Here is a 26,621-nt window from a genome sequence, read left to right on the forward strand (position 1 = left end):
GCCGCCGACACCGATCTCTGGTTCGACAACGTCTGGGTCACCGACTCCACCCCCGTCGAGTGCGGCCGGTCAAGACCGACCGTGAAACGCTCCGAGCTGGCCGGCTGGGCCGTCTACGGCTACTGCTCGTCACACTCACGCTTCTTCTGGGGCCTGCGGCTCCACCTGATCTGCACGCCGCGGGCTTACCGATCTCCTGGTCACTCGCCGATGCGAAGGCCGACGAACGGCAGGTCCTGGCCGCTGCTCTGGAAGAAGATCCCGGCCTGCTCGCCGCCCGCCCTGGTCAGCTGATCATCGCGGACAAGGGATACGTCTGGGCCGAACTCGACCGCTGGCTCGCCGAACGCGGCGCCCGGTTGCTACGGCCGTCCTACCGCAACCGCACCCCACGACCCGGCGAGCACCTACTCAAACCCGTACGCCAGCTGATCGAGTCGGTCAACGACACCTTGAAAGGCCAACTCGACCTGGAACTGCACGGCGGCCGCAGCATCGAAGGCGTCGGTGCCCGCGTCGCCCAAAGACTGCTCGCCATGACCGCCGCGATCTGGCACAACCGCGCCACCGGCCAACCCTTGACCAGGTCATTGATCGCCTACGACCACTGACCTGGGTTAGGACTTACTCGTCTAGTGCCGGCCGAGCCCACGACGAGACAGACGCGGTCGACACGCTGAAGCTCGTCTTATCCAAACTACCGACTTGACCTACGTGTCCAGGCAAGGACTAAAGCACCGGGAATGGGACGGCAGATGGTTCCGCCACGACGTCCTCATTTGCCGCGATCCGCGCGCCGACCGGCCGCCGTCAGGGCCGCTGGCCGGCGGTTCACGCACCTGCGTCTTATCGTGCCGACGAGAGGGCTTTCACAGACCCACGCTCTCGCGGAGATCATCCGCGACGGCAGGTGCGCCCCGGAGTGGAGGCTGTGCAACGGAGTTCGGGTAAATAGTGAGTACTACTGCCAACGAGGTCCTGGCCACGAAGACCAATACCGTCCGTGCCCGGTGGAACGAATGTACCGCGTCGACATGGCCTTGGCGTCAGACAGCGATGCCTGATCGCAACAAGGAGATGGCCGTTGAAGAACCCGACCGGCCACGAGCGGAGGATAATCATGCTCGGGGTGTTGAACCGGCTTCTTGTTCGGCCTCTGCGATATGACGGCGGGTATGAGCTACACGGTAGGAGTCGGTTCCGGTCTCGATGATATTGCCGCCAAAGGGAGCCGGTCGACGATCGCGGCGTAGAGCTGAGGTCGGTGCGCTGACCTACTCCGGCTACGGCACGACCGACCAGCTGATCGCCCACAGGCGAAGAAGGCCCGGCGGTCGTTTATCGGATGCTCACTTCCTGAGAGTCTCGATACGATCATCCCCGATGATCGACTTCGAGCGGCTGGACCGCGCCCTCACCGGAACCGCACGCGTCGTGGGCCTGGTCGGGCCACCGGGCTCGGGTCGCACCGCGCTGGCCAGCGCGTACTGCGCCCGGCCCGAGATCATCCGGCGTTTCCGCGGCATCGGCCGGATCTCGCTCGGCACGCCCCCTGACACACCCGGGTGGTTGCCATGGCCGGACTCACCGGCCGCCGCGGAGCTGACCCTCCAGATCGCGCGGACCCTGAAGCAGTGGGGCAGCCACGAGCCACGCCGGTATCACCAGATGCGCGAGCCGGTCGCCGCGGATCAGGCCGCCGCGGAGCTGGCGGCCTGGGGTGACGGCCGACTGCTCGTGGTCGACGAGGTGGTGAGCGCCGAGCAGGTGGCGATGTTCGAGGGCTATCAGCGGCGGGGCCGGTTGCTGCTGATCACCGAGCACGTGTCGCTCTTGCCCCGCGGCGCCGTCGTGGTGTGGGCGCCGTCGCCGCCTGGCGAGCCCGGCCCACGGCCTGAACCACGCCCCCTGCCGGAACCGAACCCCCTGGTCACCGATCCACGATGGATGTCCGAGCGGCTCGCGGAGGACGGCGCGCCGGGGCTCGCCGCCGACCTGGCGCTGGCGTGGGCGGCACGGGCGGATCCGGCGGTGGTCGCGGTGGCCCGGACGCTGCGGGACGAGGAGGACGCCTTCGCGGCGGTACGCGAGCCCCGCACCTTGGCGGCGCTGGTGTCCGCCCTGCTGCCCGTGGCGCCCGCCGAGGAATACCGTCCCGGCCCGCCTTACCTGGTGAACCGCTGGCCGTCGCCCGGCCGCTTCGGCGCCGCCCTGATCCGCCGGATCCCCGTCGAAGAGGCCGAGAACGAACTGACCGACATCCTCGTCACCCGGAACTCCCTGTGGACCGTCACCTCGGACCCGTTCCACGGCGGCGCCGAGATCTCGCGGTGGGAGCCGCTCAGTGGCCGCCGCCTGATCCGGCTGACGTTGAAGGAGGCAGGCGCCGTCCGCATCGCCGTGGCACCGGACGACTCCTGGCTGGCGTACTCCACGCCGTCGGACGCCGGCTTCAACGTGGCCGACCCCGTGACCCGGAGGATCCACGGTTTCATCCCGGGCCGCGTGGCGGCGGCCGCACCGGACGGCACCTGGCTCGCTGTCGCCGACGAACAGGGAGTGGTACGGATCCACGACACCGGCACGCTTTCGCTCAACCACCAGATCTCCGTGCACTGGGCACAGGTCACCGCGCTCGCCGTCGCCCCGGACGGGTCGTGGCTGGCGAGTGCGGGCAAGGACGGCACGGTACGCATCATCGAGGTCGCCACCGGCCGGCCGGGCCGCGCCGTCACGGTCGGTGAGGTCACCCACCTCGCCGCCGTACCCGGCGGGAAGTGGCTGGCCGCGGCGGGGCCGTACGGGGTGCACCTCATTCAACCGTCAACCGGCCGGAACCGGCGGATCCATGCCGGCGGGGGCGTACCGCACGCGCTCGCCGTCGCCGGGGACGGCTCCTGGCTGGCCGCCGCATACGACGGCGCGGGCCTGCTGGTCTTCGACACCACCACCGGCGATCTCCGGCACGCCCCGCCGGTGCCGGCCGGCTTCTTCCCCCGCTGGTCGCGGGTGCGGCTGGCGGCGGCGCCGGATGGCTCGTGGCTGGCGGCCGGGAACCCGATGCGGATCTACGATCCGGTCACCGGCGAGCACCGGGGCGGCTTCCCGGCCGAGACGTGGTCGTCGCGGGCCGTCGCGCCGGACGGATCCTGGATGGCCGCGCACGCCGGCCATGATGTGGTGATCCTCGACCTGCACGCCCGGCCCGTCCCGGGCGCCGAGCCGGGGCACGCCGACCTCTTCCAGGATCTCTTCGTGGCGCCGGACGGCTCGTGGCTGGCGACCCGGTCGGCACAGGAGGCGCCACGGTTCTGGGATGCCACCAATGGCCGCCGCCTACCCGTGCAGGCAGCCGACGTCACGTTCGAGGCCACGCCGACGGCGGAGACCGGCGACGCCGTCCGGAGCGCGCATGACGGCCACACCATCATCAGCGCCGATGTCTCACCGGACGGGCGTTGGCTCGCGGTGCTCGACCTCCCCGACGCCTATCACCGGCGGCTCAGGCATTCCTGGCTCCGGGTGTACGACCGGGCGGCCTCGCTCGAAGTCGCCGCGGTGCCGGTCCTGGAGATCGCTCTCGGGTGCCGGTGGAGCCCGGACGGTACCGCCCTCTTCGTCTGGGGCGGAGACGGCGTGCAGGGCTTCACCTGGGTGACTCAGTCCCGGGTGTAGTGGACCACGGCGCGGCGGTCACCGACGGGCGCATCGGTCCTGGTCGTCGAGTGGCTCGTTCCGCGGGCGAGGCACCGGCCGTGTGTCGGTCGCCCCGATCTCGTTCTCGCCGGGTCGGTGCTCGCGGTGACGCCGATCGTCTACGGCGAATTCGACCAACGGCCGCCGGCCCCCGTCCCGCCGCGGTGAGCGGCCGAGCTGCGTGCCACCCGGCCGAACCGACCGCACCGACGGAGACGGGGTGCCGGTTACCTGCATGGGCGGCTGATGGTCAGCTGTGTTGTCGCCGAAAGGAAGAACATGCGTATCCGCCGCATCGTCGATCTGTCCGTGCCGGTCGGCTCCGGGACCCAGGTGTATCCGGGCGACCCCGAACCACGGCTGAACGTGCACGCCACGGTGCCGGCGGACGGTTTCAACCTGCTGCACGTCCAGATGGGCTCGCAGACCGGCACCCACGTCGACGCCCCCTACCACTTCCGCGACGACGGTCTCCGCCTGCACGAACTCGACCTGGGACTGTTCACCGGGCCGGGGGTGGTCCTCGACGTCCGCGGCCTGGCACCCCGCACGCAGATCACGTCGGACATCATCGACCCGGCCGGGCTCGGGCCCGGCGTGATCGCGCTGATCTGCACCGGATGGTCGCGGTTCTACGGCACCGAGGCGTACTTCGACCATCCGTACCTCGACGCGGACGCCTGCCGCAAGATGCTCGAACTGGGTGTCCGCACGTTCTGCATCGACGCGATCAACATCGACGAGACCCCCTCACCGATCGGCTACCCGGTCCACCACCTGATCGCCCGGGCCGGCGGGGTGATCGGCGAGAACCTCCGCAACCTGGAGATGATCGACTTCCCCGATCCTCTGGTCTCCTGCCTTCCGATCGCTTTGGAGGACGCGGACGGGGCGCCGGTACGGGCGGTCGCGTACGAGGTGGAGGACTGACCGGACCAGCCGGGTGGCCCGGCCTACTTGCTCGGGCGGCCGTTGCGTCCCGCGGGAACGGTTCGGCCGACCGCGGGCCGCACACCGTGCCCACGCCTGCGCTCAGGGCACCGATGATCTGCTCGGTGAGCCGTTCACCGCCTCCGGCCTCGACCGGGCGGCCGAACGCCTGCTGAACCGGCCGGGCCGTCCCGCGAACCGGCTGCGCGGGAACCGGCCGACCGACGAGCGGGCGCCGGCCGGTGTCCCGGACCGGGAAGCCTAGGTGAGGCCGGCGGCCAGGCCGGCGGTGATCAGCAGGCCCAGGCCGTTGGTGGCCCAGTGCAGCGCGGCCGCGGCCAGCAGACTGCCGCTGCGGCGGCGCAGCTCGCACAGGAGCAGGCCGGCCAGGGCGGTGAACCCCACCGCGCCGGCGACGGCGAGGACCTGGCCGGCCAGGCCGCTGCCGAAGACCGAGCCGACCGCCCCGTTGGCGCTGTTGAGCTGCAGGGACGGCAGGATGTGCCACAGCCCGAACAGCACCGACGACGTGATGCTGGCCCAGACCGCGCCGCGGTGGCGGTTGATCAGGCCCATCAGGACGCCGCGGAAGGCCACCTCCTCCAGCAGGACCGTGCCGAGCGGGACGACCACGAACGCGGTGAGCAGGGCGGCGCTCAGGTGCAGGTGATAGCGGACGTCCTGGAACGCGGGGCGGGTGAGCGGGATGGCGGCCCCGACGGCGTAGACGACGGCGACCGCCGCGACGGCGCCGAGGGCGTATTTCAGGCCGGGGACCAGGGTACGGCGGGACAGTCCGAGTTCGTGCCAGGTGAGGCCGGTGCGGCGGGCGAACAGGACCAGCCCCAGCGCGACCAGCGGGCCGGCGATCAGGCCGGTGCCGGGCGGGCCGTACTTGTTGGCGACGTTGACCGTGGCGAGGACGGCCACGACGGCGCCGATGACGAGGAGGAGGCGGGGGCGGGTCACGAGGAGAAGAGGTTACCCGGCAACCGCGGGACAATTCGAAAAATCGTGACGGCGTGTGAACTTCAACTCGTCACGGACAGAATCCGGCGGGTGGCGTGACGGAGTTCGGGCAGGTCGACGACGGTGAGGCGGCCGTCGCGTTTGACGACGGTGCCGTCGACGATCACGGTGTGCACATCCGGTACACCCAGACAGGTGACGACCGCGCCGGTGACGTCGGCGTCGCCGGGCAGGTGGGCCAGGCCGTCGAGCAGGACGAGGTCGGCGCGGCGGCCGGGCTCGATCAGGCCGATCTCGTCACCGAGACCGATCGCGCGGGCGCTGTCGATCGTGACGGTGGCCAGCAGGTCGGCGGCGGGGTGCATGGTGGCGGTGGCCATCCGGTGCTGGCGCAGGGTGTCGCGCATCGGCTCGAACAGGTCCGGTGGGGCGTTGACCGCGACGTCCGTCCCGAGCCCGGCCCGGCCGCCCGCCTCGGTGAACGTGGTCCACGGTGACCGACCGTGACCCATGGTGGCCTCGACGACGGGGGTGATGGTGACACCCGTCCCGGAGTCGGCGAGCAGTTGCGCCTCGTCGGCGGTCAGGCCGTTGAGGTGGACCAGATGCAGGTGCGGGCCGAGCAGGCCGGCGTCGGACAGCGCCTGCACCTGACCGACGCCGCCACCCGTGTGCATGGTGGCGAGAACACCGCTCTCTCTGGCGAGCAGGATGCCGCCTCTTGCGTCGTCGAAGGAACCCATGGCCGTACAGAAAACGGCTTTGGCCTGGGTGACGCGCCCGCGTGAGGCGGCCGGATGATCGTGACTGACGACGGCGCGGATGCCGGAGACGCCGTAGGCGTCGAAGACCGCCTCGGCGTGCGAGGGTGACCGGATCACATTGCAGAAGTCGAGGACCGTGGTGATGCCCGCGTCGAGGGCCTCGGCGGCGCCGAGCAGCGTCGCGAGGTGCGCCTGCTCCGGCGTCGGGCGGCGGCTCAGCACCGCGTCGAAGTAGCCGGGCAGGGTCATGTCGGGGCCGAGGCCACGCAGCGGCGCCTGCCAGACGTGCCGGTGGCCGTCGACGAAGCCGGGTGCCGCGACGAGCCCGGTCGCGTCGATCACCTCGGCCGGCACACCGTGCGGCTCGACGAATCTGCCGCCGTCGATGCCGATGTCGGCGTGGCCACCGGAGAGCAGCCGGGCGTTCCGGATCAGAAGATCCACAATTCCTCCCTGGAAAGCTTTTCTGAAAGCTATTACAGAAGCTTTCTCCAGCGCAAGTAGGATCTCCTCGTGGCCAGGGACGTGGTGGACGAGATCGCCGGAGCATGGAGCGCCGAGCTGCCCGGCGTCGTCGGCGTCGAGCTGGCGGTCGGCAAACGCGCGGCGCGGCTGGCCGCCCTGCTCAACGCGCCGGTCGAGGCCCGGCTGGCGCGGCTCGGCCTCACGAAGGCGGAGTACGACATCCTCGCCGTCCTGCGCTCGGCCGGCGAACCCTACCGGCTGCGGCCGTCGGTGCTCGCCCAGCGGCTCGCCCTCACCTCCGGCGGCACCAGCAACGTGCTGCGCCGGCTCACCACCGCCGGCCTGATCGAACGCGACCCGGACCCCTCGGACGCCCGCAGCTCCTGGGTGCGCCTGTCCCCCACCGGCGTCGACCGGGCCGAGGAGGCGGTCCGCGCCGCGAGCGCCGCCCAGGCCGCCCTGCTGCGCGACGTCCCGCCCGAAGTGACGACCGCCGCGATCACCAGCCTGCGGGCGATCCTCGTCGCGCTCGGCGACACCGCGGACTGACCGCGGGACGCCGTCTCCCCGGAGGCCGGATCCGCCCTGGTCCGGGGCCCTGCCGGCCGGCGCGGGCCGGCCACGTGGGCCCGAGATCTCCACGCACGGTCATTAACTGATCGCCGTTTGAACCGTCGACGCTACGTGTCCGTACCTTCCACGGGGAATCACATCGATGGGGAGACGGGTGTGGTGGAGCGGAACGACGGGCAGCGCCCGAGACTGCGGATCGCCGGCTACGTGTCCGGCCACGCGGAACCCGTGGCCGGCCCGGAACCCGCCTCGGTCGCCGAGGCCGGGACGGCACCGCGCCCGCGGCCCCCGGCCCTGCCCAACATCTCCGACTACTGGCCCGACCGGACCCGCCCGGCACCGGAGTTCGAGACCCCCGCACCGGGCCGGAGCCGCCGGCGCAAGCGGCCGGTCATCGCCGCCGGGCTGCTCGCCGGGCTGGTGATCACCGGCACCCTGCTGCTGACCCGGCCGGACGACGATCCGGACCGGCGGGACCTCGCCGCACCGGCCGCGACCACCCCCACCACCACGCCGGTCACCACGGCCCCGGTGAGCATCGCGCCGAGTGCGACGCCCACCGCGGCGCCCACCACGACGCGGCCGCTGCCGCCACCGTCACCACCGCCGGCCGAGCGGATCACCGCGGCGAAGTTCGAACTCACCACCGGTGTCAGCCGGCTCGACGTGCGCACCGCCGACCTGGACGGCGACGACTTCCGGGTCTCCACCCCGAAGGACTCCGGCCTGGACGTGGACGCCGACTTCGACGACGGCACGCTGCGGGTCAGCGCCGAACCCGACGGCAGGGAGAACGGCAGCGGCCGGATCGACGTGCTGCTCAGCGAGGACATCGTATGGCGGCTGCGGATGGTTGCCGGGGTGCACACCGCGTCGTTCGACATGGCCGCCGGCACGGTCGGTGACATCGACCTGATCGGCGGGGCGCAGACCGTCGAGATCGAGTTGGGCCGCCTGGACCGGACCCTGCCCATCCTGATGGCCGGCGGCGTGCACACCTGGAAGATCCGGACGTCCGGGAAGGTCCCGGTGAAACTGGCGCTGAGCACCGGCGCCGGTGACGTCACCCTCTACGGCGACGAGAAGGGCGGCGTGCGCGCCGGCACCACGATCCGCAAGGGCGATCTGGGCGACGAACCGGGCCTGAACATCGACGCCGAGGCCGGCATCGGCTTCCTGGACGTCTCCCGCGACTGACCGCCGGATCGGTGGCGCCGGACGTCATGACGGCTCCCCCTACCGTGGCCCGGGCACCCGGCGCAGGTTCCGCACCGGCCGGGTGAGCAGCAGGGCGGCGCAGACCGCGACGCTGACCACGGCGGAGACGAACACCAGGGCCCGCGGATCGACGAACTCCACGACCGGCCCCACCAGCGCCTGCCCGACGGCCATCCCGGCCACCGAACCGGCCACCTCGTAGGCGGTGACCCGGTTGAGGACGTCCGGCGCGACCTGTGTCTGCACACTGGTGGACCACATCACCGACCAGAACGCCCAGGACATCCCGCCCACCAGGTGACCGGCCATCAGCAGCGGCAACGGCAGCTCCAGCGCCACCGACAGCGGGATGAACGCGAACCCGGACATCGCCACCCCACCGGCGGCGAGCGGGCGCGAGGGGCGCAGCCGGATCGCGATCAGGCCGCCCAGCACCGTGCCGGCGCCGAGGCCGGCCATCACCCAGGCGTAGGCCACGTCACCGAGCCGGTCACCGATCAACCGGGAACCCAGCGGCACGTACGGGCCGAACACCAGGATACCGAAGAACACCCAGATCAGGATCACCGACCACATCCAGGACCGGGAGCGGAACTCCGACCAGCCCCGGCGCAGGTCGCGCAGCACCGTCGACGGCCGCCCGGACCGGACGGGCACCGGGAGCCGGATCAAAGCAAGGCACACCCCGCTCAGCAGGAACGTGCCCGCGTCGACGGCGTAGACGGTGCCGGCCCCGGCCACCACCCACAGCACCCCGGCCAGGACCGGGCCGCCGACCTGGGTGGCCGCGTCCGCCATCTTCAACGTGCCGTTGGCGCGCTGCGGGTCGGTGGCCACCAGCGGCACCATGCCGTTCACCCCGGGCTGGAACATCGCGGCGGCCGTGCCGGACAGGAACGACGCGGACAGCAGCAGCCAGAACGGCGGGGAGCCGGCGAAGAACGCGGCGGCCAGCACGCCCTGGGTGACGATCCGGACGACGTCGGCGCCGACCATCATGGTGCGGGCGCCCACCCGGTCGGCGAACACCCCGCCGAACAGCACGAAGATCACGAACGGAGCGGTCCAGACGGCCAGCACGTAGCCGACGCCGGACACCCCGTAGATCGCGCCGACGGCCAGCGCGGTCACGACGGGCAACATCGCATCCCCGAGCAGCGACACCGTACGGGCTCCGAAGAAAAGCGTGAAATTCCAGGTCCACAGCCGTTTCGGCGGGTCTACGGATGGCGGTCGGCCAAGAAGGACGGGCTCCATGATCACCCATTGTGGGCATCGCACCGGCCCACCACAGGCGCCCGGAACGACGACGGTGGGTACATTCGCGCCATGCAGCACCGTGTCGTCGCCCTGGTCGGCCCGCCGCTCGAGATGTACCGGGTCACCGGTGCCTCCGCCGTGTTCGGCGATCACGGGCCGGACATCCCCCGGCACTACGACTTCGCGCTCTGCGCCGAACGGCCGGGCCCGGTCCGTACCACCATGGGTGTCGACGTGATCGTCGAGCAGGGGCTGGAGGCTCTCGCCGGGGCCGGCACCGTCCTGATCCCCGGCTGGCAGGCCGGACCGGAGGTCTCCCCCGCGGTCGGTGCGGCGGTCCGCGCCGCCCACCGCCGCGGAGCGCGCATCGTGGCCCTCTGCTCGGGCATCCACGTCCCGGCGAGTCTGGGGCTGCTCGACGGCCGCGCCGCGGCCGTCCACTGGGAGATGACCGCCGACCTGGCCGCCCGCTATCCGCTGATCCGGTCGGACGCCTCGGTGCTCTACGTCGACCACGGTGACGTGGCCACCGCCGGCGCGTCGGCCACCACCGTCGACCTGTGCCTCAACCAGGTCCGCCGTGAGCACGGCGCCGCCCTGGCGATGCGCATCGGCCGGCAGTTGGCCGCGGCGCCGCACCGGGAGGGCAACCAGCGGCAGTTCCCCCGGCTGCCGACCACCGGGCCGGTGCCCGACTCCCTCGCCCCGCTGCTCGACTGGATCACCGCCCACCTGCACCGGCCGCTGACCGTCGAGGACATGGCGGCCCGCGCCGGGCTGTCCCCGCGTACCCTCACCCGGCACTTCACCGACCGGCTCGGGGTCTCCCCCGGCCGTTGGCTGCTGGAGCGCCGCATCGCCGCCACCCGCGCCCTGCTCGAGGAGACCGACCTGCCGGTCGGGGCGATCGCCCAGCGTGTCGGGCTGTCCTCGGCGGTCAATCTGCGGCGCCGTTTCCGCGCCGCGCTCGGCACCACGCCGGCCGCGTACCGGCGTACGTTCCGCTGACCGAACCGCTGGGGCCTGTCCCGTAGGGGCGACCGGGCCGCCCCCACGAAGCAGGCCTAGGTTGCAGGGATGAAAATCGTCGGACTGGTCGGTGCCGGGCACATGGGGTCGGGGCTCGGGTGGGCGCTGCGCGAGGGTGGCCACGACGTCGTCACGTCGGTGGCGGGCCGGTCCGGGCGGACGGTGGGCCTCGCGCGGGAGGCCGGGCTGCGCCTGCTCCCCCGCCCCGTCGACGTGCTGGCGCAGGCGGACGTGATCCTCGTCGTCACTCCGCCGGGGGCGGCACTCGACGCGGCCCGCGAGATCGCCGGGCTGGCCGCGGCCCCGGAGGTCGCCGCGCGAGGCACCGGACGGCCGCTGGTCGCCGACCTGAACGCCGTGTCACCGGAGACCGCCACCGCGGCCGCGGACCTGATCACCGGTGCGGGCCTGGACTTCGTGGACGGTTCCATCTCGGGCCCGCCGCCGACGGTCCGGCCCGGGGCGCGGCTCTACCTCTCCGGTCCCCGGGCCGGCGAGGTGGCCGGCCTCCGGTGGACACACGCGCACCCGGTGGTGGTCGGCGATCGCGCCGGTGCCGCAAGCGCGGTGAAGATGTCCACCGCGTCGGTCTACAAGGGGCTCGTCGGGTTGATGGCGCAGGCGATGCGTGCCGCGGCGGCACACGGTGTGCTGGAGCCGGTGATGGCCGATCTCGGCGACGGCTTCGTCACCCCGTACGAGGTGGCGCTCGCCTCGACGAAGGCGCACCGCTACGTCGCGGAGATGCGGGAGATCGCGCGGTCCCAGGCCGCGGCGGGTCTCACGCCGTCGCTGTTCGAGGCGTTCGCCGAGGTCTGGTCCGACATCGCCGGCCGTCCGCTGGCCGACGGTGATCCCGAGACCGTCGCGCGCGGGATCACCGCGGACGAGGTGGCCGGCCGCCTGGGCTGAAGGAGAAGGGTGACCGAAGGTTGGAAACTGGATCCACGGGTATTCACAGGGCGTACATCCGCAACGTGGAGGTGTCCGATGGCTTTCGATGACAAGGTCGACAACAAGGCCGAGGAGCTCGGCGGCAAGGTCAAGGAGGGCGTCGGCAAGGCGACCGACGACGAGCGCCTGGAGGCCGAGGGCAAGACCGACCAGAAGGCGTCGAACCTCAAGCAGGCCGGTGAGAAGATCAAGGACGTCTTCCGTTCCTGACGGCTTCCGAACGGCTTTCGATACGCCGTGCGGCCCGGATCACCATCGTGGTCCGGGCCGCATGCTGTCAGCAGACCGCGCTGGTACGCCCCACCTGCCGCGGCCACGTGCAGGTGTCGTGCACGGCCCCACCGCGGTTGCGCAGGGTCGCCGTGTCCCCGGTGTTGTTCCACACGTAGTTGCCGGAGTTCCAGTACCGGTGGGTGGCGGTGTCGGTGCCCTTGCCGGTGTGCAGGTAGAGCAGGCCGCCCTTGCCGGCGATCGTGACGTTGCCGAAGGTGTGGCTGCGGACCGCGTCGGCGACCCGCCAGCCGTTCAGGTTGACGGCCGCCGGGCCGGTGTTGACCAGGGCGATCCACTCCGCGTTGAGGCTCCCGTTCGAGCGGTCGTCCTTGCCCGGTGAGTCGTACTGGACGCTCTGGAACCGCAGTGCCGGGGCGGCCTGGGCGGGCGCGGCCACGGACAGTACGGACCCGAGAGCGACGGTGACGACCCCGGGCAGTATGCGAAGCATGCGATCTCCTGTCGGGTATTGGGCGGATAGCAGCATTCTTCCGGCTAAGTCGGTAAATCCGGCAGAGGACACGGCCTGTCAGGCTTTCGGGGTACCCGCCGATTCCCCGCCGCGAACTGCCATACCTCCGTTTTTGCAGGTCATTGGCAGTTACCGGGTTGTCGCACCGCTAGTGCCGGGCGTACGGTGTCCGGGTGGCCGAGCATGAGCACCACCACCCGCAGCGGCACGGCGTCCGGCACCTGCTGCGACCGCACTCGCACGACACCACCGACAAGGTCGACAGCGCGCTGGAAGCCTCCCGCGACGGCCTGCGCGCCCTGTGGATCTCCCTGGCCGGGCTCGGTGTCACCGCCGCCGTGCAGGCCGTGATCGTGGCGATGTCCGGTTCCGTGGCACTGCTCGGCGACACCGTGCACAACGTCGCCGACGCGCTCACCGCCGTGCCGCTGGGCATCGCGTTCTGGCTCGGCAGACGGGCCGCGACCCGGGCGTACACCTATGGCTTCGGCCGCGCCGAGGACCTGGCCGGCGTGGTGATCGTGGTGGTGATCGCGGCGTCCGCGGTCGCGTCGGCGTGGTTCGCCGTCGACCGGCTGATGCATCCGCGCGACATCAGCCACCTGCCCTGGGTGCTGGCGGCCGGGCTGGCCGGTTTCGCCGGCAACGAGATCGTCGCCCGCTACCGGATCGCGGTGGGCCGGGCGATCGGCTCGGCCGCCCTGGTCGCCGACGGGCTGCACGCCCGGACCGACGGGTTCACCTCGCTGGCCGTGGTGGCCGCCGCGGGCGGCGCGTGGCTGGGCTGGGGCTGGGCCGACCCGGTGGTCGGCATCGCGATCACCGTGGCGATCCTGTTCGTGCTGACCGGCGCGGCCCGTCAGGTCTATCACCGGCTGATGGACCGGGTGGATCCCGCCATGGTCGACCACGCCGAGCAGCACCTGCGCGAGACCGACGGGGTGCGCGACGTGTCCGGCCTGCGGCTGCGCTGGATCGGGCACGCCCTGCACGCCGAGGCCGGCATCGTGGTCGACGCCCGCCTCACCCTGCTGGCCGCCCACGAGATCGCCGCCGACGCCGAGCATCAGCTCACCCACCACGTGCCGCGGCTGACGTCGGCGACCGTGCACGTCGACCCGGACAGCCACCCCGGCGACGCCCACCACCTCGGCCTCGCCCACGACCGCCGCACCCGCCTGGCCACCCCCACCTGACGGCCGCCTCCGGCGAATGCCGACATACCCCGGCCCGGACGGGTGGCCCGTCGAGGTCCGGTGGGAGCCGTGATCGTCTCCCGGTAACCTTCGCCAGCGGAAGCAGTGGAGGAGGACATCGATGACCGACCAGGTCCCCGGACCCCGGCCGTCCGGCACCGTCTACGGGCGCGGCGGTGTGGAGACGAGCGGCAGTGCGCCGGACCGGCTGCCCCGCGCCATGATCGTCGGCGTCGTCGTGGGGGTGGTCGCGGTCCTCGGCCTCGGCTACGCCGCGTGGAGCAGCACCGGCGGTGCCGAGCAGAGACCGGCGGCCGCCGCGACCTCGGCGCCGGCAGAGCCGGCTCCCGCGCCGACGAAGCCCGCGAAACCGCAGCTCGCGGCCGGGTCCTGGCTGCTGTCGCCGCTCGATGACGAGGCCACCTATCTGACCGCCACCGGCGAGTACGCGAAGATGTCGCCCGCCGACCCGGCCACGCTGACGGTGAGTGCCGGCCTGGCCGACGACACCTGTTTCTCGTTCCGGCTGGAGGACGGGCGCTACCTGCGGCACTTCGACTACCGGCTGCGGTTCGACGCCTCCGACGACTCGGACCTGTTCCGGGCGGACGCCACGTTCTGCCGGGAGGCGGGCACCGACGCGGGCACGGTCCGGCTGCGGTCGAAGAACTACCCGGATCATGTGGTGCACCGGCGCGACGACGACTCGCTCTACATCGACAAGGAGCCGGGGACCTCCTTCATGGTGCAGGTGCCGTCCTGAGCACCCCGGGCGGGCTGCCGGAGCAGGTGGCCGCCGCGGAGCATGCGGTGGGCGGCGGGTTCGACCTGACGCAGTGCGTGCGTGAGCCGATCCATCTGCTGGGCGGTGTCCAGTCGTACGGCGCCCTGATCGCGATCCGGGCCGGCGAGATCGCCGTGACCAGCGCGAACGCTGAACGGATGCTCGGTGTCGCCGGCCTGGCCGGTACCCCGGCGACGCGGCTGCTGGATGTCGATCAGCTGGCCGCGCTGGAGGGGCTGGCCGACGCGGACACCGGGCAGACCGCGATGATGCCGGTGACCACGACCGCCGAGGCCGGCGCCGGGCGCTTCGACGTGACCGTGCACCGCTGCGACGGCATGCTGGTGCTGGAGTTCGAGCCGGCCGGCGCGGCGCACGACTTCCCGGCGATCTACACCCCGATCCGGCAGGCGCTGATCCGGCTGCAGATGGCCGCCACCGTGGTCGAGGCGTGCCGGGCCGCGGTGCGTGAGGTCCGGGCGATCACCGGCTACGACCGGGTGGTCGCCTACCGGTTCGAGAGCCTGGACGGCGCGGGTGAGGTGATCGCCGAGGACGTGGCCGAGGGCGGGGAGCCGTGGCTGGGTCTGTGGTTCCCGGCGAGCGACATCCCGCCGCAGGCCCGCCGGCTGTACGAGCGCAACTGGATCCGGGTGATCGCCGACGTCGACGACGCGACGGCCCGCCTGTCCGGGCCGCTCGACCTGTCGATGTCGGTCCTGCGCACGGTGTCCCCGTTCCACCTGGAGTATCTGCGCAACATCGGGGTGCGGTCGTCGATGTCGGTGTCGCTGCTGTCCGGCGGCCGGCTGTGGGGGCTGATCGCCTGTCACGGACGTACACCGACCACGCTGACCCCGCAGGTCCGGGCGGCGTGTGAGTTCTTCGGGGTGGCGCTGTCGCTGCATCTGGCGGCGTTGCGGGAACGGGAGCAGGCGGCCGCCCGGGACCGGTCCCGGACGCTGATCGCCCGCCTGCTGGAGACCGCGTCGGCGGGGCCGAGCGGGGTGTGGCCGCTGGACCCGGACGGGATGGCCCGGGTGATCGCCTGTGATGCGGTGCTGATCCGCGCCGAGGGCCGGGTCACGGTGCACGGCGCCGATCCGGGGCCGGAGCTGGTGGACGCGCTGCTCGCCGCGGTACCGCATGCCGGGTCGATGTGGCACAGCGACCGGCTGGGTGAGGACGTGCCCGCGCTGGCCGCGCTGTCGCCGGGGGTGTGCGGTGCGCTGGTGTTGCCGTCGGGGCCGGACGGCGATCTGATCGTGTGGCTGCGCGGGGAGCGTACGGTGCCGCGGCGCTGGGCGACCGACCCGGCCGAGCCGGTGGTGCCGGGTCCGCACGGGCGGCGGCTGACCCCGCGCGGGTCGACGGCGGTGTTCCTGGCCTCGGTGCGGGGGCGGAGCCTGCCGTGGTCGTCCAACGATCTGGCGATGGCGGTCGAGCTGGGCCGGGCCGTGGTCGGGATCGCGGTGACGCACGCCCGCCGGGTCTCGGTGCTGAACGGGGAGCTGAGCCGCAGCAACGTGGACCTGGACGCGTTCGCGCACGCGGCCGCCCACGACCTGAAGGAGCCGCTGCGCGGGATCGCGAATACGGCCACGTTCATCGTCGAGGACACCGCCGACGAACTGGACGAGGTGACGGCCCGCCGGCTGGCGTCGATCCAGCGGCTGGCGGAACGGATGGACGAGCTGCTCAACGCACTTCTCTACTATTCGCGGCTGGGGCGTACCGAACTGCATCGGCGGTCGCTGGACCTGTCGGAGGCGGTGACCCGGGCGCTGGAGGTGGCCGGCCCGCGGTTGCGGGAGGCCGGCGTGTCGATCGGCATGCCCGGCCCCGGGACGACGGTCACCGCCGATCCGGTGCTGTTCGACCAGGTGCTGGTGAACCTGCTGGTGAACGCGGCGAAGTATGCGCGCCCGGACGGCCCGCGGCTGGTTTCGGTGACCGGCGGCCCGGAGCTGGTGGTCCGCGACAACGGCATCGGCATGCCGCCGCATCTGCGGGAACAGGCGTTCCAGCTGTTCCGGCGGCTGCACCCGGCGACCGCCGGATACGACGGGTCGGGCGCCGGTCTGGCCATCGTGCGCCGCATCGTGGAACGCCACGGCGGTCAGGTCTGGGCCGAGGAGTCCCCCGGCGGCGGGACCACGATCCGGGCCACGTTCCCCGAGCCCGGCCGTGACCTCCAGTAGTCGACGGTCTGGCTGAGCACACTCTGGAACAGGGCGAAGTTGAGCGGCTTGTAGACGTAGCTGTCGGCGCCGGCGGCGTGGCAGGCGTCCGCCTCGGCCTGGTCCTCCGACGAGGTGAACACCACCAGCCGCACCTCGTCGAGGTCGGTGTGGGCCCGGACCCCCCGGATCACGTCGAGGCCGCTCTCGCCGGGCATGTTGAGGTCGAGCAGCACCAGCCAGGGCCGTTCCCGGCCCGGTTCGGTGAGGCCGGCCAGCACGTCCGCGCCGGAGCGGAAGAACTCCCGGCGCAGTGCCGGGTGGGACCGGCCGATGGCCCGTTCGATGGCCTCGACGTCCTCGTCACTGTCCTCGACCACGAAGATGAGATCGCTCATCAGAGCTGTTCCTTCCCGGCGCGGATCGCCAGGACCGCGATGTCGTCGGTGCGTGGCCCGCCGAAAGCGGCGGAGGCTGTGCTCAGTTCGTCGACCAGTTCGCGCAGGGGACGGCCGCGGAGCCGGTCGAGGGTCTCGCCGAGGGCGTGGTCCTCGAACATGACCCCGTCCGCGCCGCGGCTCTCGGTGAGCCCGTCGGTGAAGATGATCAGAGTGTCGCCGGGGGCCAGGATCAGCTCGGAGACACCGACCTTCGGTTCGGGCAGCACGCCGAGCAGGGCACCGCCGCCGGTTCCGCGTTCCGGGCCGCTGGCGCGGCGCAGCACGACCGGGGCGGGGTGCCCGGCGGACACCCATTCCACGGCGATGCCGTCGCCGTGGGGCCGGAGGCAGGCCACGCCGGCGGTGACGAACCGCCAGGACCCGTCCAACCGCAGCCGGGCGTTGAGCCGGGCCATGGCCCGTTGCGGAGTGAGCCCCTCCTGGAGCAGCGCGGCCAGGGTGTGCCGGGCCATCCCGGTCAGCGCGGCGGCGTCGACACCGCGGCCGCAGACGTCGCCGATCAGTGCCGCGACCATGCCGCCGTCACCGGTCACCACGTCGTAGAAGTCGCCACCCACCTCCAGGATCCGGTCGCCGACCAGGTAGGCGGCGGCGAATTCGAGTCCGTCGACGTCGGGCAGCCGGGTCGGCAGCAGGTGCTGCTGCATGGTGACGACGTCCTGGCGGCGCCGCTCGTAGCGGGTGCCGTTGTCGATGGCCAGCGCCGCCCGCGACGCGAGATCGCGCAGGAACGCCGACGGCGGGATGGCAGCGTCGTCCCGGTCGAAGAGGAAGACCAGCGCGCCGACGATCTCGCCGCGGGCGTGCAGCGGCTGCAGGTCGACGGCGCGGGTGCCCAGCAGAGCAGTGTCGGCGGGTGGGACCGGACCGCCCTGGACCGCCCGGCCGACCATGTGGTCGAGGTGCTCGACGACGGCCCGGTCGGCCAGCAGCGCGGCCAGCCGGCGCATGTCGACGTGCACCGAGCTGCGCAGCACCGGCCGCGCCTGGTCGGTGACGTAGACCAGGCAGCCTTCGGCGATCGCCGGGACCGCCATGCGCGGGATTCGCTGCATCGTCTGCGTGGTGTCCAGAACGGCGTCCATCTGCAGCGACGCCTCGGCGAGCAGCGCGTCGCGGGTCTGCTGGGCCAGTTCGGCGCGGCGCTGGCCGAGTCTGCGGATCGCCTCCCGGGTCACTTCGATGACCTGGCCGAGGCAGGCGCGGATCACCGGCACGTCGGCGGTCTCGTCGACGGCGACCAGGATGGTGCCGCCCGGTTCCCCGGCGAGGTCGAAACGGTCGCCGATCACCTCGGCGAACCCGAGATCGGACAACGCCTCAGGGGTACGGCCGGCGGCGATCGCCGTGGCGGTCTCCCGGTTCGGGCCCTCCAGGGGAACCCCGGTCCACCGGTACTCCACGACGTGGTCGTCGGGGGCGTGCCGCAGTCCCCACACCGCGACGACGCCGGGCAGCGCCTGCAACGGCGGCAGGATCAGCTGGGCGAGTTCGTCGCGCGCGCTGATCCGCCCGACGGAGGTCCACATCCGGTGCAGCGTCGTGGCCCATCCCAGATCGGTATCCCCCACCGTCGGTCACCCTCTTCGCCGTCGCCGACCACGCCCCGGACATATATCGCCGGAGCGTGATCGGCGTAAACAGCGGTGGTGGTCACGCCGAGGGGCACAGCAACCGCGCGGCGGCCCAGTCGCCGTGGTCGGCACCGACGCCGTCGCCGGCGTCGGTGACCCTCAGCTCCAGCCGGGTTCCCCCGGTCACGTCGGCTTCGACGGACTGCGCGGACGCCGATCCGGTGAGCCGGCCGGACGACGTCGTGAGCACACCGTCCACCCATACCTCGAAGGCGACCGACCCGGACTCGCCCATCTCGTCGTCGACGCCGACGTCGGCGCGGAACGTGGTGCAGCCGCGGCCGCTCAGATCGATCGCCACCGACGAGACGGCATGGGCGCCGAGGCCCTTGTCGTAGACGGTGCCGCCGATGGTGAGCGGCCGGCCGTCACCGGCGGGCTGTTCGGCGTTGCTGCGGTCGCGTTCGACCGGCCCCCAGCCGTTCTGGGACTCCAGGAACGGCAGGTCACTGACCCAGGAGGAGCCTTCGGGCAACGGGGTGGCGACGGTGGCGGTGGCACGCACGGTGTCGCGGAAGCCGTCCGCGGTGATCGAGGTGACCGACGCGGTCAGCGGATGCCGGCCCCAGTCGGTCCCGGCCGGAGCGGTGATCCGGAAGGTCGCCGTCTCCGGGGTGCCGGCGGTGACCTCGCCGAGCGGCACCGAGGCCGGGGTGGCCTGCCAGCCGTCCGGCACGTCCAGGGTGACGGCCACGTCCCGCAGGGGTGCGGCACAGCGGGCGTCGACCCGTACCGTCACGGTCCGGTCGTCGGCGGTGAGGGCGACGTCCGGCGGGCAGGGCGCGGCGGCGGTCGGTGACGGCAGACGCCCGTCGTCGAGGGGCCGCAGGACCAGGGAGTAGTCGTAGGCCGCGGTCGGTGACAGCCGGTAGGGGGCGAGGACCGAGTTCGGGGTCTCCCCCATGCCGGTCTCGCCGGTGGCCGCGTGCAGGGTCACCCAGCCGTCGTTGCGGACGAACGGCAGCTGGTGGGCGTATTCGGCACGGTCCAGGTCGTCGTGGCGGGTGACGCTGACGTCGAGGTCCGCGCCGGCCGGGCTGCCGACGAGCAGTCCGGCCCGGTGGCCGTCGGTGAGGGCGGCCCAGCGGGTGCCGGTGTGGTTGCCGTGGGCCTGCGGGCGGGCGTACGGCACGTACTGGTCGTCGACGGTGCTGCGCCAGACGCCGACGGTGGCGGCGCTGACCCGGTCGTTGTACGTCTCGTGCGGTCCGGTGCCGTACCAGGTGAAGTCGTCCAGGGTCGCGGGCACCTTGACCCGGACACCGACGCGCGGGAGATAGGGCAGTGTCCCGGCGCGGGTGCCGCGGGCCTGCACCCGGTGGTCGAGGGTGATCGTGCCGTTGCCGTCGATGCGGTAGCGCAGCGTCTGGCCGACGGCGAAGGCGGTCGCGAGGCCGGGCGCCGCGGCCGTGCTGCGGACGGTGATCACCGCCTGCTCGCCGTCGACGGCCGCGGTGACGTCCTCGACCGTGGTCCGCAGCCGGTCCAGGCCGACCTCGTGCCAGAGGTTGCGGTCGGCGGTGCCCCAGCCGTACGTCTCGTTGCTGGTCGGCGGCCGGTGGACGTCCAGTTCGGGGCCGGCCTTGAGCAGCTCGCGGCCGTCGGCGGTGAGGGAGGTCAGTGCCCCGTTCTGGAACCGGTAGCGCCAGCCATCGCCGCGGACGGTGATCGTCCCGGCCTGTTGCGTGAGCCGCGGCGCGCGGCGGGCGGCAGCGGGCAGGATGCCGGGGGCGACCCGGCCGCCGGCGGCGAACTGTTCGCGGGCCACGACCCATCCGCGGCGCGCCCACGGCAGGTCGGCGACGGTCGCGGCGGACACATTGAGCCACCGCTCCCGGTCGTGGGGGTTGGCCGGAACGGCGCCCAGGTCGAGATCGATGCTCTGGCCGGGCGCCAGCGTCACGTCCCGGGTACCGCCGCGCAGCCGCCGGTCGATCTCGGTGAGTGACCAGTTCAGGCGCAGCCGCAGGGTGCCGGCGGGCTGTTCGTTGAGCACGCGTACCCGGCCGGCGGCCACGTCCACGGCGGTGATCCGGACCGGTGAGTGCGCCCAGGCCACCTCCTCGGTCTCCGGCTGCGGGATGCGGTCGGAGGTGACCATGCCGTCGGTGCCGGAGAGGCTCAGGCCGAGGCTGAGGAAGTCGCCGCGCCGCTGGGAGCGGTCGAAGTCCAAAGCCAGGACCGGGTCCGGGCCGCTGCCGTAGATGCGCACGTCGTCGATCAGGCCGCGACCGGTGCGTACCTTCAGGTCGTCCTGCTGGGTCTCGGCGTTGCGGCCGATGTTGACCTCGTAGAGCCCGGGATCGATCGGCCCGGTCCGGGCTGTCGTCGCGACCGGCGCGCCGTCGATCGCCAGCCGCAGTGCGGTGCCGTCGTAGGTGCCGGTCACCCGGTGCCACTGCCCGTACCAGTCGGCCGGCACGTCGGCGGCGGCCCAGACGTCGTTCACGCCGAATTCGAGGGTGTCCTGGTCGCGCATCTGGAGGGCGTAGGCGCGGCCCTTCGTGACGATCGGGAAGCTGCCCGCCCATGCGCCGGGCTTCACCCAGGCGTCCAGGGTGACCCGGTCGGTGAGGTCCAGGCGCCGGTCGCGGAAGACGTCGACGAAGTCGTCGAGGCTGGACAGGCTGATCGCCTTCCCCCGGTGGCCGTCGGTGAAGGTGGGTTTGCCGACCAGGAACGCCTGGATGCGGTTGGCCGACGTGTCCGGGGTCAGGATCAGCGGCTGGCGAAGGTCCTGGTCTGCCCAGTCCCAGACGAAACCGCCCTGCATGGACGGCTCGCGGCGGGCGATCGCCCAGAACTGGTCGAAGTTGCCCATGCTGTTGCCCATGGCGTGGGCGTACTCGCCCATCACGATCGGTTTCGTGCCGGTGCGGGCCTTGGCCTCCACCGATGCCGGAGTCGGGTAGCGGGGGCCGCTCACGTCGGCGAACGGGGCGTCACCGTCCGGCGAGTTCGACTGGTGGTAGAGCGGGCGGGTCGGCTCGTTGGCGTCCGCCCACTGCGCCATCGTGTGGTGGGCGGTGCCGAGGCCGGCCTCGTTGCCGGTGTCCCACATCAGCACGCTCGGGTGGTTCTTGTCGCGGGCCACCATCGCCTGGAAGCGGTCGGCGAACGCGGCCTGCCACTCCGGTTTCGACGCCAGGCAGACGCTGGGGCAGTTCTCCCGCGAGTGGGTCTCGATGTCGACCTCGTCGTCCACCCACAGCCCGTAGCGGTCGGCCAGGTCGTAGAAGTACGGGTCGGACGGGTAGTGGGAGGTGCGCACGGCGTTGATGTGCAGGCGCTTCATCAGGAACACGTCTTCGCGCTGCGCCGCCCGGGTGACGTACCGGCCGGTGTCCGGGTCGGTCTCCGAGCGGTTCACGCCCTTGACCAGGATCCGTTCGCCGTTGACCAGCAGCTGCCTGTCGCGGACCTCGATCTCGCGGAAGCCGACCGTCTGCGCGGTGATGTGCGCCGCGCGCCCGTCGGGTGTCAGCAGTTCCAGCGCGAGCGTGTAGAGGTTCGGCTCCTCGGCCGACCACTTCGCCGAATTCGTGACCGGCGTGCTGAGGGTGACCCGGTCCTGGTCCGCGGCCCCGGTCATCGTGACGACGGTCCGGCCGGAGGCGTCGCGCAGCGTGCCGCGCACCGTCCAGCCGTCGTGCGGGCCACCGGCCAGGTCCACCCGGGCGTTCAGGGTCGCGTCCCGGAACTGCGGATCGAGATCGGTCGTGACGTACGCGTCACGCAGGCGCACCGGCCCGGTCCGGTACAGCACGACGTCACGGAAGATGCCGCTGTACCGCCACTGGTCGAAGTCCTCCAGGTAGGCGCCGGCGCCCCAGCGGTGCACCTGGACGGCGATCGTGTTGCGGCCCGGCTTGAGCAGCGCGGTCACGTCGAACTCGGCCGGGGTGTAGCCGCCCTGGTCGTATCCGGCGTAACGGCCGTTGACCCAGACGAAGTATCCGCTGGTCACGCCTTCGAAGCGGAGGAACTCCCGGCCGCCGGCCCAGTTCTTCGGCACGTCGAAGGTCCGCACGTAGGCGCCGGTCGGATTGACGTCCTTGGGCACGTACGGCGGGTTGTCCGGCCAGATCTCCTCCGGGATGTTGCGGAACATCGGGTGGTCGATGAAGTCGGACTGCCAGGTGTGCGGCACCGACACGGTCGGCCAGCGGGAGCTGTCGAACCCGTCGGCGGCGAACCCGGCCGGTACGTCGTCGGGCCGGTCGAACAGTTTCATCCGCCAGCCGCCGTTGAGGCTCGTCACGTACGGCGACCGGGCGCGGTGCTCGGTGGCGTCGCGTACCGCCGTCGCCACATCGCCGTAGGGCCGCAGGTCGGCGTGCGGGGCCTCCTGGCCCTCGCCGGTCATCTGCGGATCCTCCAGGTAGCGGTACACGTCCGCCGGGTTCTGTGGCCCGGCCGTGACGGGTCCCGCCACCGCCTGCGCGGCGGGGGCGGGAACCGCCACGAAACCCAGCAGAACCGCCACGATCGAACCCACGATTCGCGACATTCGCCGCTCCCTCCGATGGCACCGCGAACAGACTCGCAACATGTTCGACCAGAACTGAACATGTTCGAAGCGATTGCGACGTTACAACAGAGTCACCCGACATGGAACCGTGTCGATGCCGCGCGTTCCGTGACACGCCGACGGCCGCCCCCGGCAGGAGGCGGCCGTCGTGGTCGGCGTCAGCGCCGGCGGCGGTGGTTGCCGTACCGGCGCCGGTTGCGGCGCCCGGTGGCGATCAGGATGACCACGAAGCCGACGGCAAGGGCCGGGATGGTCACCAGGACGGCGGGCGAGAACCCGGCGATGGTCGAGGCGGGTGCCGGGGGCGCGGCCTGCGCCGACGATCCGCCGGTACGCCCGGACGGCTTGCGTGTCTTCGACGGCGCCGGCGCGGCCGCCAGATCGTTCTTGATCACCGACTTGACCCATGGGGCGATGGCGTCGACCCGGGTGGCGATGTCCGGGCCGGTGTGCGGGCAGTCCGGCCCCCGGCTGACCACGCCGATCAGCACCGTCCCGGCCGAGCCCTCGGTGAAGTACGGCCCACCGGAGTCCCGCTCGCACGGGCTGGTGGTGGCCCGGGGCGCGACCCCGGACAGTCCCATCTCGGTGGCGTCCACCGAGGTGACCTCGAACCGGCCGGTGCGCAACCGGTCGGGGGTCCGCTTGGCCCGGGGGTTGGTCAACCCGTACCCCACCAGCCTGGCCTTCTGTCCCTCGGCGGGTTCGCCGTTCGCCAGCTTGAGCGGGCTGATCGCGGTGATCGCCTTGTCGAGCCGGATGAGCGCGACGTCGGCCTCGCCGTGCTGGACCACCTCGACCACGTCGGCGGTGAAGCCGTCCTCACCGGTCAGGTCGGCCCGCCCGATCGTCGCGAAGGTCTGCTCCGCCACGGTGCGCGACACCCGGTTGCCGTCCAGATCGCGGAAGCAGTGCGCCGCCGTGATCACCCACCGGGGCGAGATCAGGCCACCGGAGCAGGAACTGTCCCGTCTGCCGCCGTCCGCCGTCGGGATGCCGATCGTGGAGATCTTGACCGCGAACGGGTACCGCCCGTCGGGCACCGCCTCACCGTCGGCGATGCCGTACGCGGGCGTCGTCACACCGGCCGCCCCGATGATCACGGCGGCCGCCCCGGCGAGAAATCTCGATATCGTCCTCAACGGGTGTGGAGCGTAAACGAGCCGCGCAAGCCCCCGCATGCATGAACCTCCTCGAATGTCTGCCTGGCATGACGAGCGGGAAGCCTAGGAGGTTGCATCACGCAGAGTGGTACGTGGCGCGGGCGGCACACGTTCACCACCGATTAGGGTTGAGCCTCATGGGAATCAGCGACGACGATCTGACACACCTGCGCCGCTGTGTCGACCTGGCCCGCGAAGCCGTCGCCGACGGTGACGAGCCGTTCGGATCGGTGCTGGTCGCAGCCGATGGCAAGGTCCTTTTCGAGGACCGCAACCGGGTCCGTAACGGCGACGCGACCCAGCACCCGGAGTTCGCCATCTCCCGGTGGGCGGCCACCCATCTGACGCCCGGCGAGCGGGCCGCGGCGACCGTGTACACCTCCGGTGAACACTGCCCGATGTGTGCGGCAAGTCACGGCTGGGTCGGCCTGGGCCGGATCGTGTACGCGGCGTCCAGCGGCCAGCTGGTCGGCTGGCTCACCGAATGGGACGTACCGCCCGGCCCGGTGGCGCCGCTGCCGATCGCGGCGGTGGTGCCCGGCGCCCGGGTCGACGGCCCGGCCCCGATCTTCGAGGCCGAGCTGCGTGAGCTGCACCGGGGCCGTTTCCGGTAGCCGCCCCCGTCGGGCCCGCCCGGGGGCCATGATGGCTCTACGGGGGTGACAGTCATGAGAAAAGGGGCATTCGCGCTGGTGGTGGCGCTGGCCACGGCCGGTGTCGCGGTGACCGGCACGGCCGCGGGCGCCGCCACCAGCTGCGGGCCGCAACAGGCGATCGAGTTCGACACGCCCGGCTGGAACACCGACTTCCGGGTCCGGCTGTGCATCTACCACGGGCAGCCGACGCGAGGGGCGTACGCCGGTGTGTCGTGGGACGACGGCGGTGACGACCTCACCGACGGTGATCGCAAGTTCGATCTGCTGGTCGTCCACTTCGACCTTCAGCAGGGCGCACGGCCGGTGGCGCACGGATCCTGCGACCTGACCAGGCGGGTCAACAGCGACCGCAGCGCCGTGTTCACGTGCGAGGCGGCCTTCCGGCAGTCACCGCAGCGCGGCGGGTGGAGCACGTCGGGCTACCTGATCTACAACGTGGACCGCGACGGCGCGGGTGACCGGCGTATCGACCTGACCGCGTCACCGGTCGTGGAGAACTGACCGGAGGAACTCCGCGGTCTCGTCGGCGGCCCGGGTGACGTACGGCTCGACGTCGTACAGGTCGATGTGCTGTCCGGCGTCGAGCCAGAGCAGTCGCTTCGGGCCGGCCGCCTGCTCGTACAGGGCCTCGGCCAGTTCCGGCGAGCAGTAGGCGTCGGTGCGCCCGTGCACCACGAGCAGCGGCGTCCGGGACAGCAGCGGCGCCGCACCCAGAGCGTCGAAGGTCATCAGCGCGTGCAGGGAGCCGTGGGTGACCCGGTTCTCCCAGTGCCCGGCCTTCGACCGGCCGGTGCCGTAGTAGGCGAAGGGCTCGTCGCCGCCCATCGCCGCGGGCGCACCGCCGGCGGCGACCGCCGGCAGGTCCTCGTCCCACCGGTCGATGAACGACGCCAGCGCCCGCCGGTAGCCGTCCAGGTCGCCGGCGGCGAACCGGGCCGGGCTGTTGTAGGCGCCCGCGATCCCCACCACGGCCCGCAGCCGCGGGTCACCGGCCGCGGCCCGCAACGCGTAGCCGCCGCCGAGACAGATCCCGACGACCCCGATCCGGTCGGCGCCGACCGCCGGATGCGCGGCCAGGACACTCACGGCGGCCCGCAGGTCGGCGAGTTTGCCCTGGCCGTCCTCGTGTGCCCGGCGGCCCTGGCTCTGCCCGAACCCGCGGTGGTCGAACGCCAGAGTGGTGATGCCGCGTTCGTGCAGACGTGCCGCGTATCCCCCGGTGACCTGCTCCTTCACCCCGGTGAACGGCCCGGTGAGCACGACCGCGGGCGCACCGTCGCCGGCCACCCGCAGGTCGCCGGCGAGGGTGAGGCCGTCGGCGTCGAAAGTGATGTGTGTCAGCATGTCTGCGACGCTAGGCGCAGCCCGCCGCGGCGGAACAGAAGGCACTTCCAGGTGCCCATGGGGAGGGCG

22 protein-coding genes and 1 pseudogene are annotated in these 26,621 nt (G+C 72.2%); 14 read left to right on the plus strand and 9 right to left on the minus strand.

Features of this window, described 5'->3' with window-relative positions; genetic code table 11:
* The 4 genes and pseudogenes from BC793_RS42405 to BC793_RS42420 all read left to right on the plus strand — a co-directional run.
* Positions 1-611: pseudogene (locus tag BC793_RS42405) on the plus strand (transposase); the annotation flags it as partial.
* Between the two features lie 772 nt (positions 612-1,383).
* Positions 1,384-3,675: a WD40 repeat domain-containing protein gene (locus BC793_RS42410; protein WP_109602294.1), complete on the plus strand. Its 2,292-nt coding sequence runs from the start codon at positions 1,384-1,386 to the stop codon at positions 3,673-3,675.
* Between the two features lie 300 nt (positions 3,676-3,975).
* Entirely contained in the window at positions 3,976-4,626 is a 651-nt protein-coding gene (locus BC793_RS42415) for a cyclase family protein (RefSeq protein WP_109602295.1), read from the plus strand.
* 13 nt (positions 4,627-4,639) lie between these two features.
* The gene (locus BC793_RS42420) at positions 4,640-4,891 is read left to right on the plus strand and encodes a hypothetical protein (protein ID WP_109602296.1); all 252 of its coding nucleotides are present in this window, start codon (positions 4,640-4,642) and stop codon (positions 4,889-4,891) included.
* Here BC793_RS42420 and BC793_RS42425 read toward each other — a convergent pair.
* Together BC793_RS42425 and BC793_RS42430 are read right to left on the minus strand one after the other, a co-directional pair.
* A complete protein-coding gene (locus tag BC793_RS42425) occupies positions 4,888-5,595 on the minus strand; it encodes a CPBP family intramembrane glutamic endopeptidase (RefSeq protein ID WP_109602297.1) in 708 nt (235 codons plus the stop codon). The two genes, BC793_RS42420 and BC793_RS42425, sit on opposite strands and share 4 nt — an antisense overlap.
* 62 nt (positions 5,596-5,657) lie before the next feature.
* A complete protein-coding gene (locus tag BC793_RS42430) occupies positions 5,658-6,803 on the minus strand; it encodes an amidohydrolase family protein (protein ID WP_239170637.1) in 1,146 nt (381 codons plus the stop codon).
* A 69-nt stretch (positions 6,804-6,872) separates the two neighbouring features.
* Here BC793_RS42430 and BC793_RS42435 point away from each other — a divergent pair, with 69 nt between their 5' ends.
* Positions 6,873-7,373, plus strand: coding sequence for a MarR family winged helix-turn-helix transcriptional regulator (locus BC793_RS42435; RefSeq protein ID WP_109602374.1), 501 nt, complete (start codon positions 6,873-6,875; stop codon positions 7,371-7,373).
* 180 nt (positions 7,374-7,553) lie between these two features.
* The gene (locus BC793_RS42440; protein WP_109602298.1) at positions 7,554-8,594 is read left to right on the plus strand and encodes a hypothetical protein; all 1,041 of its coding nucleotides are present in this window, start codon (positions 7,554-7,556) and stop codon (positions 8,592-8,594) included.
* Positions 8,595-8,633: 39 nt separating this feature from the next.
* On the opposite strand, the gene BC793_RS42445 is transcribed toward BC793_RS42440, so the two are convergent.
* A complete protein-coding gene (locus BC793_RS42445) occupies positions 8,634-9,872 on the minus strand; it encodes an MFS transporter (RefSeq protein ID WP_109602375.1) in 1,239 nt (412 codons plus the stop codon).
* Positions 9,873-9,944: 72 nt separating this feature from the next.
* Between BC793_RS42445 and BC793_RS42450 the strand changes: the two genes are divergently transcribed.
* The 3 genes from BC793_RS42450 (at position 9,945) to BC793_RS42460 (ending at position 12,068) form a co-directional block, all read left to right on the plus strand.
* On the plus strand, positions 9,945-10,883 hold the full coding sequence (locus BC793_RS42450; RefSeq protein ID WP_109602299.1) for a GlxA family transcriptional regulator: 939 nt from the start codon (positions 9,945-9,947) through the stop codon (positions 10,881-10,883).
* Positions 10,884-10,952: 69 nt separating this feature from the next.
* Complete coding sequence (locus BC793_RS42455; protein WP_109602300.1) at positions 10,953-11,816, plus strand: NAD(P)-dependent oxidoreductase; 864 nt, start codon at positions 10,953-10,955, stop codon at positions 11,814-11,816.
* A gap of 78 nt (positions 11,817-11,894) precedes the next feature.
* Positions 11,895-12,068: a CsbD family protein gene (locus tag BC793_RS42460; RefSeq protein ID WP_109602301.1), complete on the plus strand. Its 174-nt coding sequence runs from the start codon at positions 11,895-11,897 to the stop codon at positions 12,066-12,068.
* A 67-nt stretch (positions 12,069-12,135) separates the two neighbouring features.
* On the opposite strand, the gene BC793_RS42465 is transcribed toward BC793_RS42460, so the two are convergent.
* Positions 12,136-12,582 carry a lamin tail domain-containing protein gene (locus BC793_RS42465; RefSeq protein WP_109602302.1) on the minus strand — a complete coding sequence of 149 codons (447 nt, stop codon included), beginning with the start codon at positions 12,580-12,582 and terminating at the stop codon, positions 12,136-12,138.
* Positions 12,583-12,776: 194 nt separating this feature from the next.
* Here BC793_RS42465 and BC793_RS42470 point away from each other — a divergent pair, with 194 nt between their 5' ends.
* The 3 genes from BC793_RS42470 to BC793_RS42480 all read left to right on the plus strand — a co-directional run bounded on the left by BC793_RS42470 (position 12,777) and on the right by BC793_RS42480 (position 16,784).
* Positions 12,777-13,799 (plus strand): cation diffusion facilitator family transporter, encoded by a 1,023-nt coding sequence (locus BC793_RS42470; protein ID WP_109602303.1) that lies wholly within the window; start codon positions 12,777-12,779, stop codon positions 13,797-13,799.
* A 121-nt stretch (positions 13,800-13,920) separates the two neighbouring features.
* Positions 13,921-14,562 (plus strand): AbfB domain-containing protein, encoded by a 642-nt coding sequence (locus BC793_RS42475; RefSeq protein ID WP_109602304.1) that lies wholly within the window; start codon positions 13,921-13,923, stop codon positions 14,560-14,562.
* A 47-nt stretch (positions 14,563-14,609) separates the two neighbouring features.
* Positions 14,610-16,784 (plus strand): ATP-binding protein, encoded by a 2,175-nt coding sequence (locus tag BC793_RS42480; protein ID WP_109602376.1) that lies wholly within the window; start codon positions 14,610-14,612, stop codon positions 16,782-16,784.
* Here the strand turns inward: BC793_RS42480 and BC793_RS42485 are convergent.
* The 4 genes from BC793_RS42485 to BC793_RS42500 all read right to left on the minus strand — a co-directional run bounded on the left by BC793_RS42485 (position 16,703) and on the right by BC793_RS42500 (position 24,531).
* Complete coding sequence (locus tag BC793_RS42485; protein WP_109602305.1) at positions 16,703-17,161, minus strand: response regulator; 459 nt, start codon at positions 17,159-17,161, stop codon at positions 16,703-16,705. The genes BC793_RS42480 and BC793_RS42485 overlap by 82 nt on opposite strands.
* Positions 17,161-18,795 carry a PP2C family protein-serine/threonine phosphatase gene (locus BC793_RS42490; protein ID WP_146246718.1) on the minus strand — a complete coding sequence of 545 codons (1,635 nt, stop codon included), beginning with the start codon at positions 18,793-18,795 and terminating at the stop codon, positions 17,161-17,163. Before BC793_RS42490 ends, BC793_RS42485 begins: the two co-directional genes overlap by 1 nt.
* Positions 18,796-18,877: 82 nt before the next feature.
* A complete protein-coding gene (locus BC793_RS42495; protein ID WP_239170635.1) occupies positions 18,878-23,368 on the minus strand; it encodes a glycoside hydrolase family 2 TIM barrel-domain containing protein in 4,491 nt (1,496 codons plus the stop codon).
* A 179-nt stretch (positions 23,369-23,547) separates the two neighbouring features.
* Positions 23,548-24,531 (minus strand): S1 family peptidase, encoded by a 984-nt coding sequence (locus BC793_RS42500; protein WP_158319544.1) that lies wholly within the window; start codon positions 24,529-24,531, stop codon positions 23,548-23,550.
* A gap of 158 nt (positions 24,532-24,689) precedes the next feature.
* Between BC793_RS42500 and BC793_RS42505 the strand changes: the two genes are divergently transcribed.
* Entirely contained in the window at positions 24,690-25,166 is a 477-nt protein-coding gene (locus tag BC793_RS42505) for a nucleoside deaminase (protein ID WP_109602309.1), read from the plus strand.
* A 54-nt stretch (positions 25,167-25,220) separates the two neighbouring features.
* Positions 25,221-25,709, plus strand: a complete 489-nt coding sequence (locus tag BC793_RS42510) for a hypothetical protein (protein ID WP_146246719.1) — start codon at positions 25,221-25,223, stop codon at positions 25,707-25,709.
* Here BC793_RS42510 and BC793_RS42515 read toward each other — a convergent pair.
* Positions 25,689-26,552, minus strand: a complete 864-nt coding sequence (locus BC793_RS42515; protein WP_109602311.1) for an alpha/beta hydrolase — start codon at positions 26,550-26,552, stop codon at positions 25,689-25,691. The two genes, BC793_RS42510 and BC793_RS42515, sit on opposite strands and share 21 nt — an antisense overlap.
* Positions 26,553-26,621 lie beyond the last annotated feature (69 nt).

The sequence above is a fragment of the Actinoplanes xinjiangensis genome, from assembly GCF_003148685.1.
GTDB classification, from domain to species: Bacteria; Actinomycetota; Actinomycetes; order Mycobacteriales; family Micromonosporaceae; genus Actinoplanes; species Actinoplanes xinjiangensis.

What these genes read in the sequence shown, in the direction of transcription:
- BC793_RS42460 (WP_109602301.1), top strand. Translation starts at nt 11,895, where the DNA reads ATGGCTTTCGATGACAAGGTCGACAACAAGGCCGAGGAGCTCGGCGGC.
- BC793_RS42495 (WP_239170635.1), bottom strand. Translation starts at nt 23,368, where the DNA reads ATGTCGCGAATCGTGGGTTCGATCGTGGCGGTTCTGCTGGGTTTCGTG.
- BC793_RS42475 (WP_109602304.1), top strand. Translation starts at nt 13,921, where the DNA reads ATGACCGACCAGGTCCCCGGACCCCGGCCGTCCGGCACCGTCTACGGG.
- BC793_RS42465 (WP_109602302.1), bottom strand. Translation starts at nt 12,582, where the DNA reads ATGCTTCGCATACTGCCCGGGGTCGTCACCGTCGCTCTCGGGTCCGTA.
- BC793_RS42515 (WP_109602311.1), bottom strand. Translation starts at nt 26,552, where the DNA reads ATGCTGACACACATCACTTTCGACGCCGACGGCCTCACCCTCGCCGGC.
- BC793_RS42450 (WP_109602299.1), top strand. Translation starts at nt 9,945, where the DNA reads ATGCAGCACCGTGTCGTCGCCCTGGTCGGCCCGCCGCTCGAGATGTAC.
- BC793_RS42415 (WP_109602295.1), top strand. Translation starts at nt 3,976, where the DNA reads ATGCGTATCCGCCGCATCGTCGATCTGTCCGTGCCGGTCGGCTCCGGG.
- BC793_RS42410 (WP_109602294.1), top strand. Translation starts at nt 1,384, where the DNA reads ATGATCGACTTCGAGCGGCTGGACCGCGCCCTCACCGGAACCGCACGC.
- BC793_RS42455 (WP_109602300.1), top strand. Translation starts at nt 10,953, where the DNA reads ATGAAAATCGTCGGACTGGTCGGTGCCGGGCACATGGGGTCGGGGCTC.
- BC793_RS42445 (WP_109602375.1), bottom strand. Translation starts at nt 9,872, where the DNA reads ATGGAGCCCGTCCTTCTTGGCCGACCGCCATCCGTAGACCCGCCGAAA.
- BC793_RS42510 (WP_146246719.1), top strand. Translation starts at nt 25,221, where the DNA reads ATGAGAAAAGGGGCATTCGCGCTGGTGGTGGCGCTGGCCACGGCCGGT.
- BC793_RS42505 (WP_109602309.1), top strand. Translation starts at nt 24,690, where the DNA reads ATGGGAATCAGCGACGACGATCTGACACACCTGCGCCGCTGTGTCGAC.
- BC793_RS42485 (WP_109602305.1), bottom strand. Translation starts at nt 17,161, where the DNA reads ATGAGCGATCTCATCTTCGTGGTCGAGGACAGTGACGAGGACGTCGAG.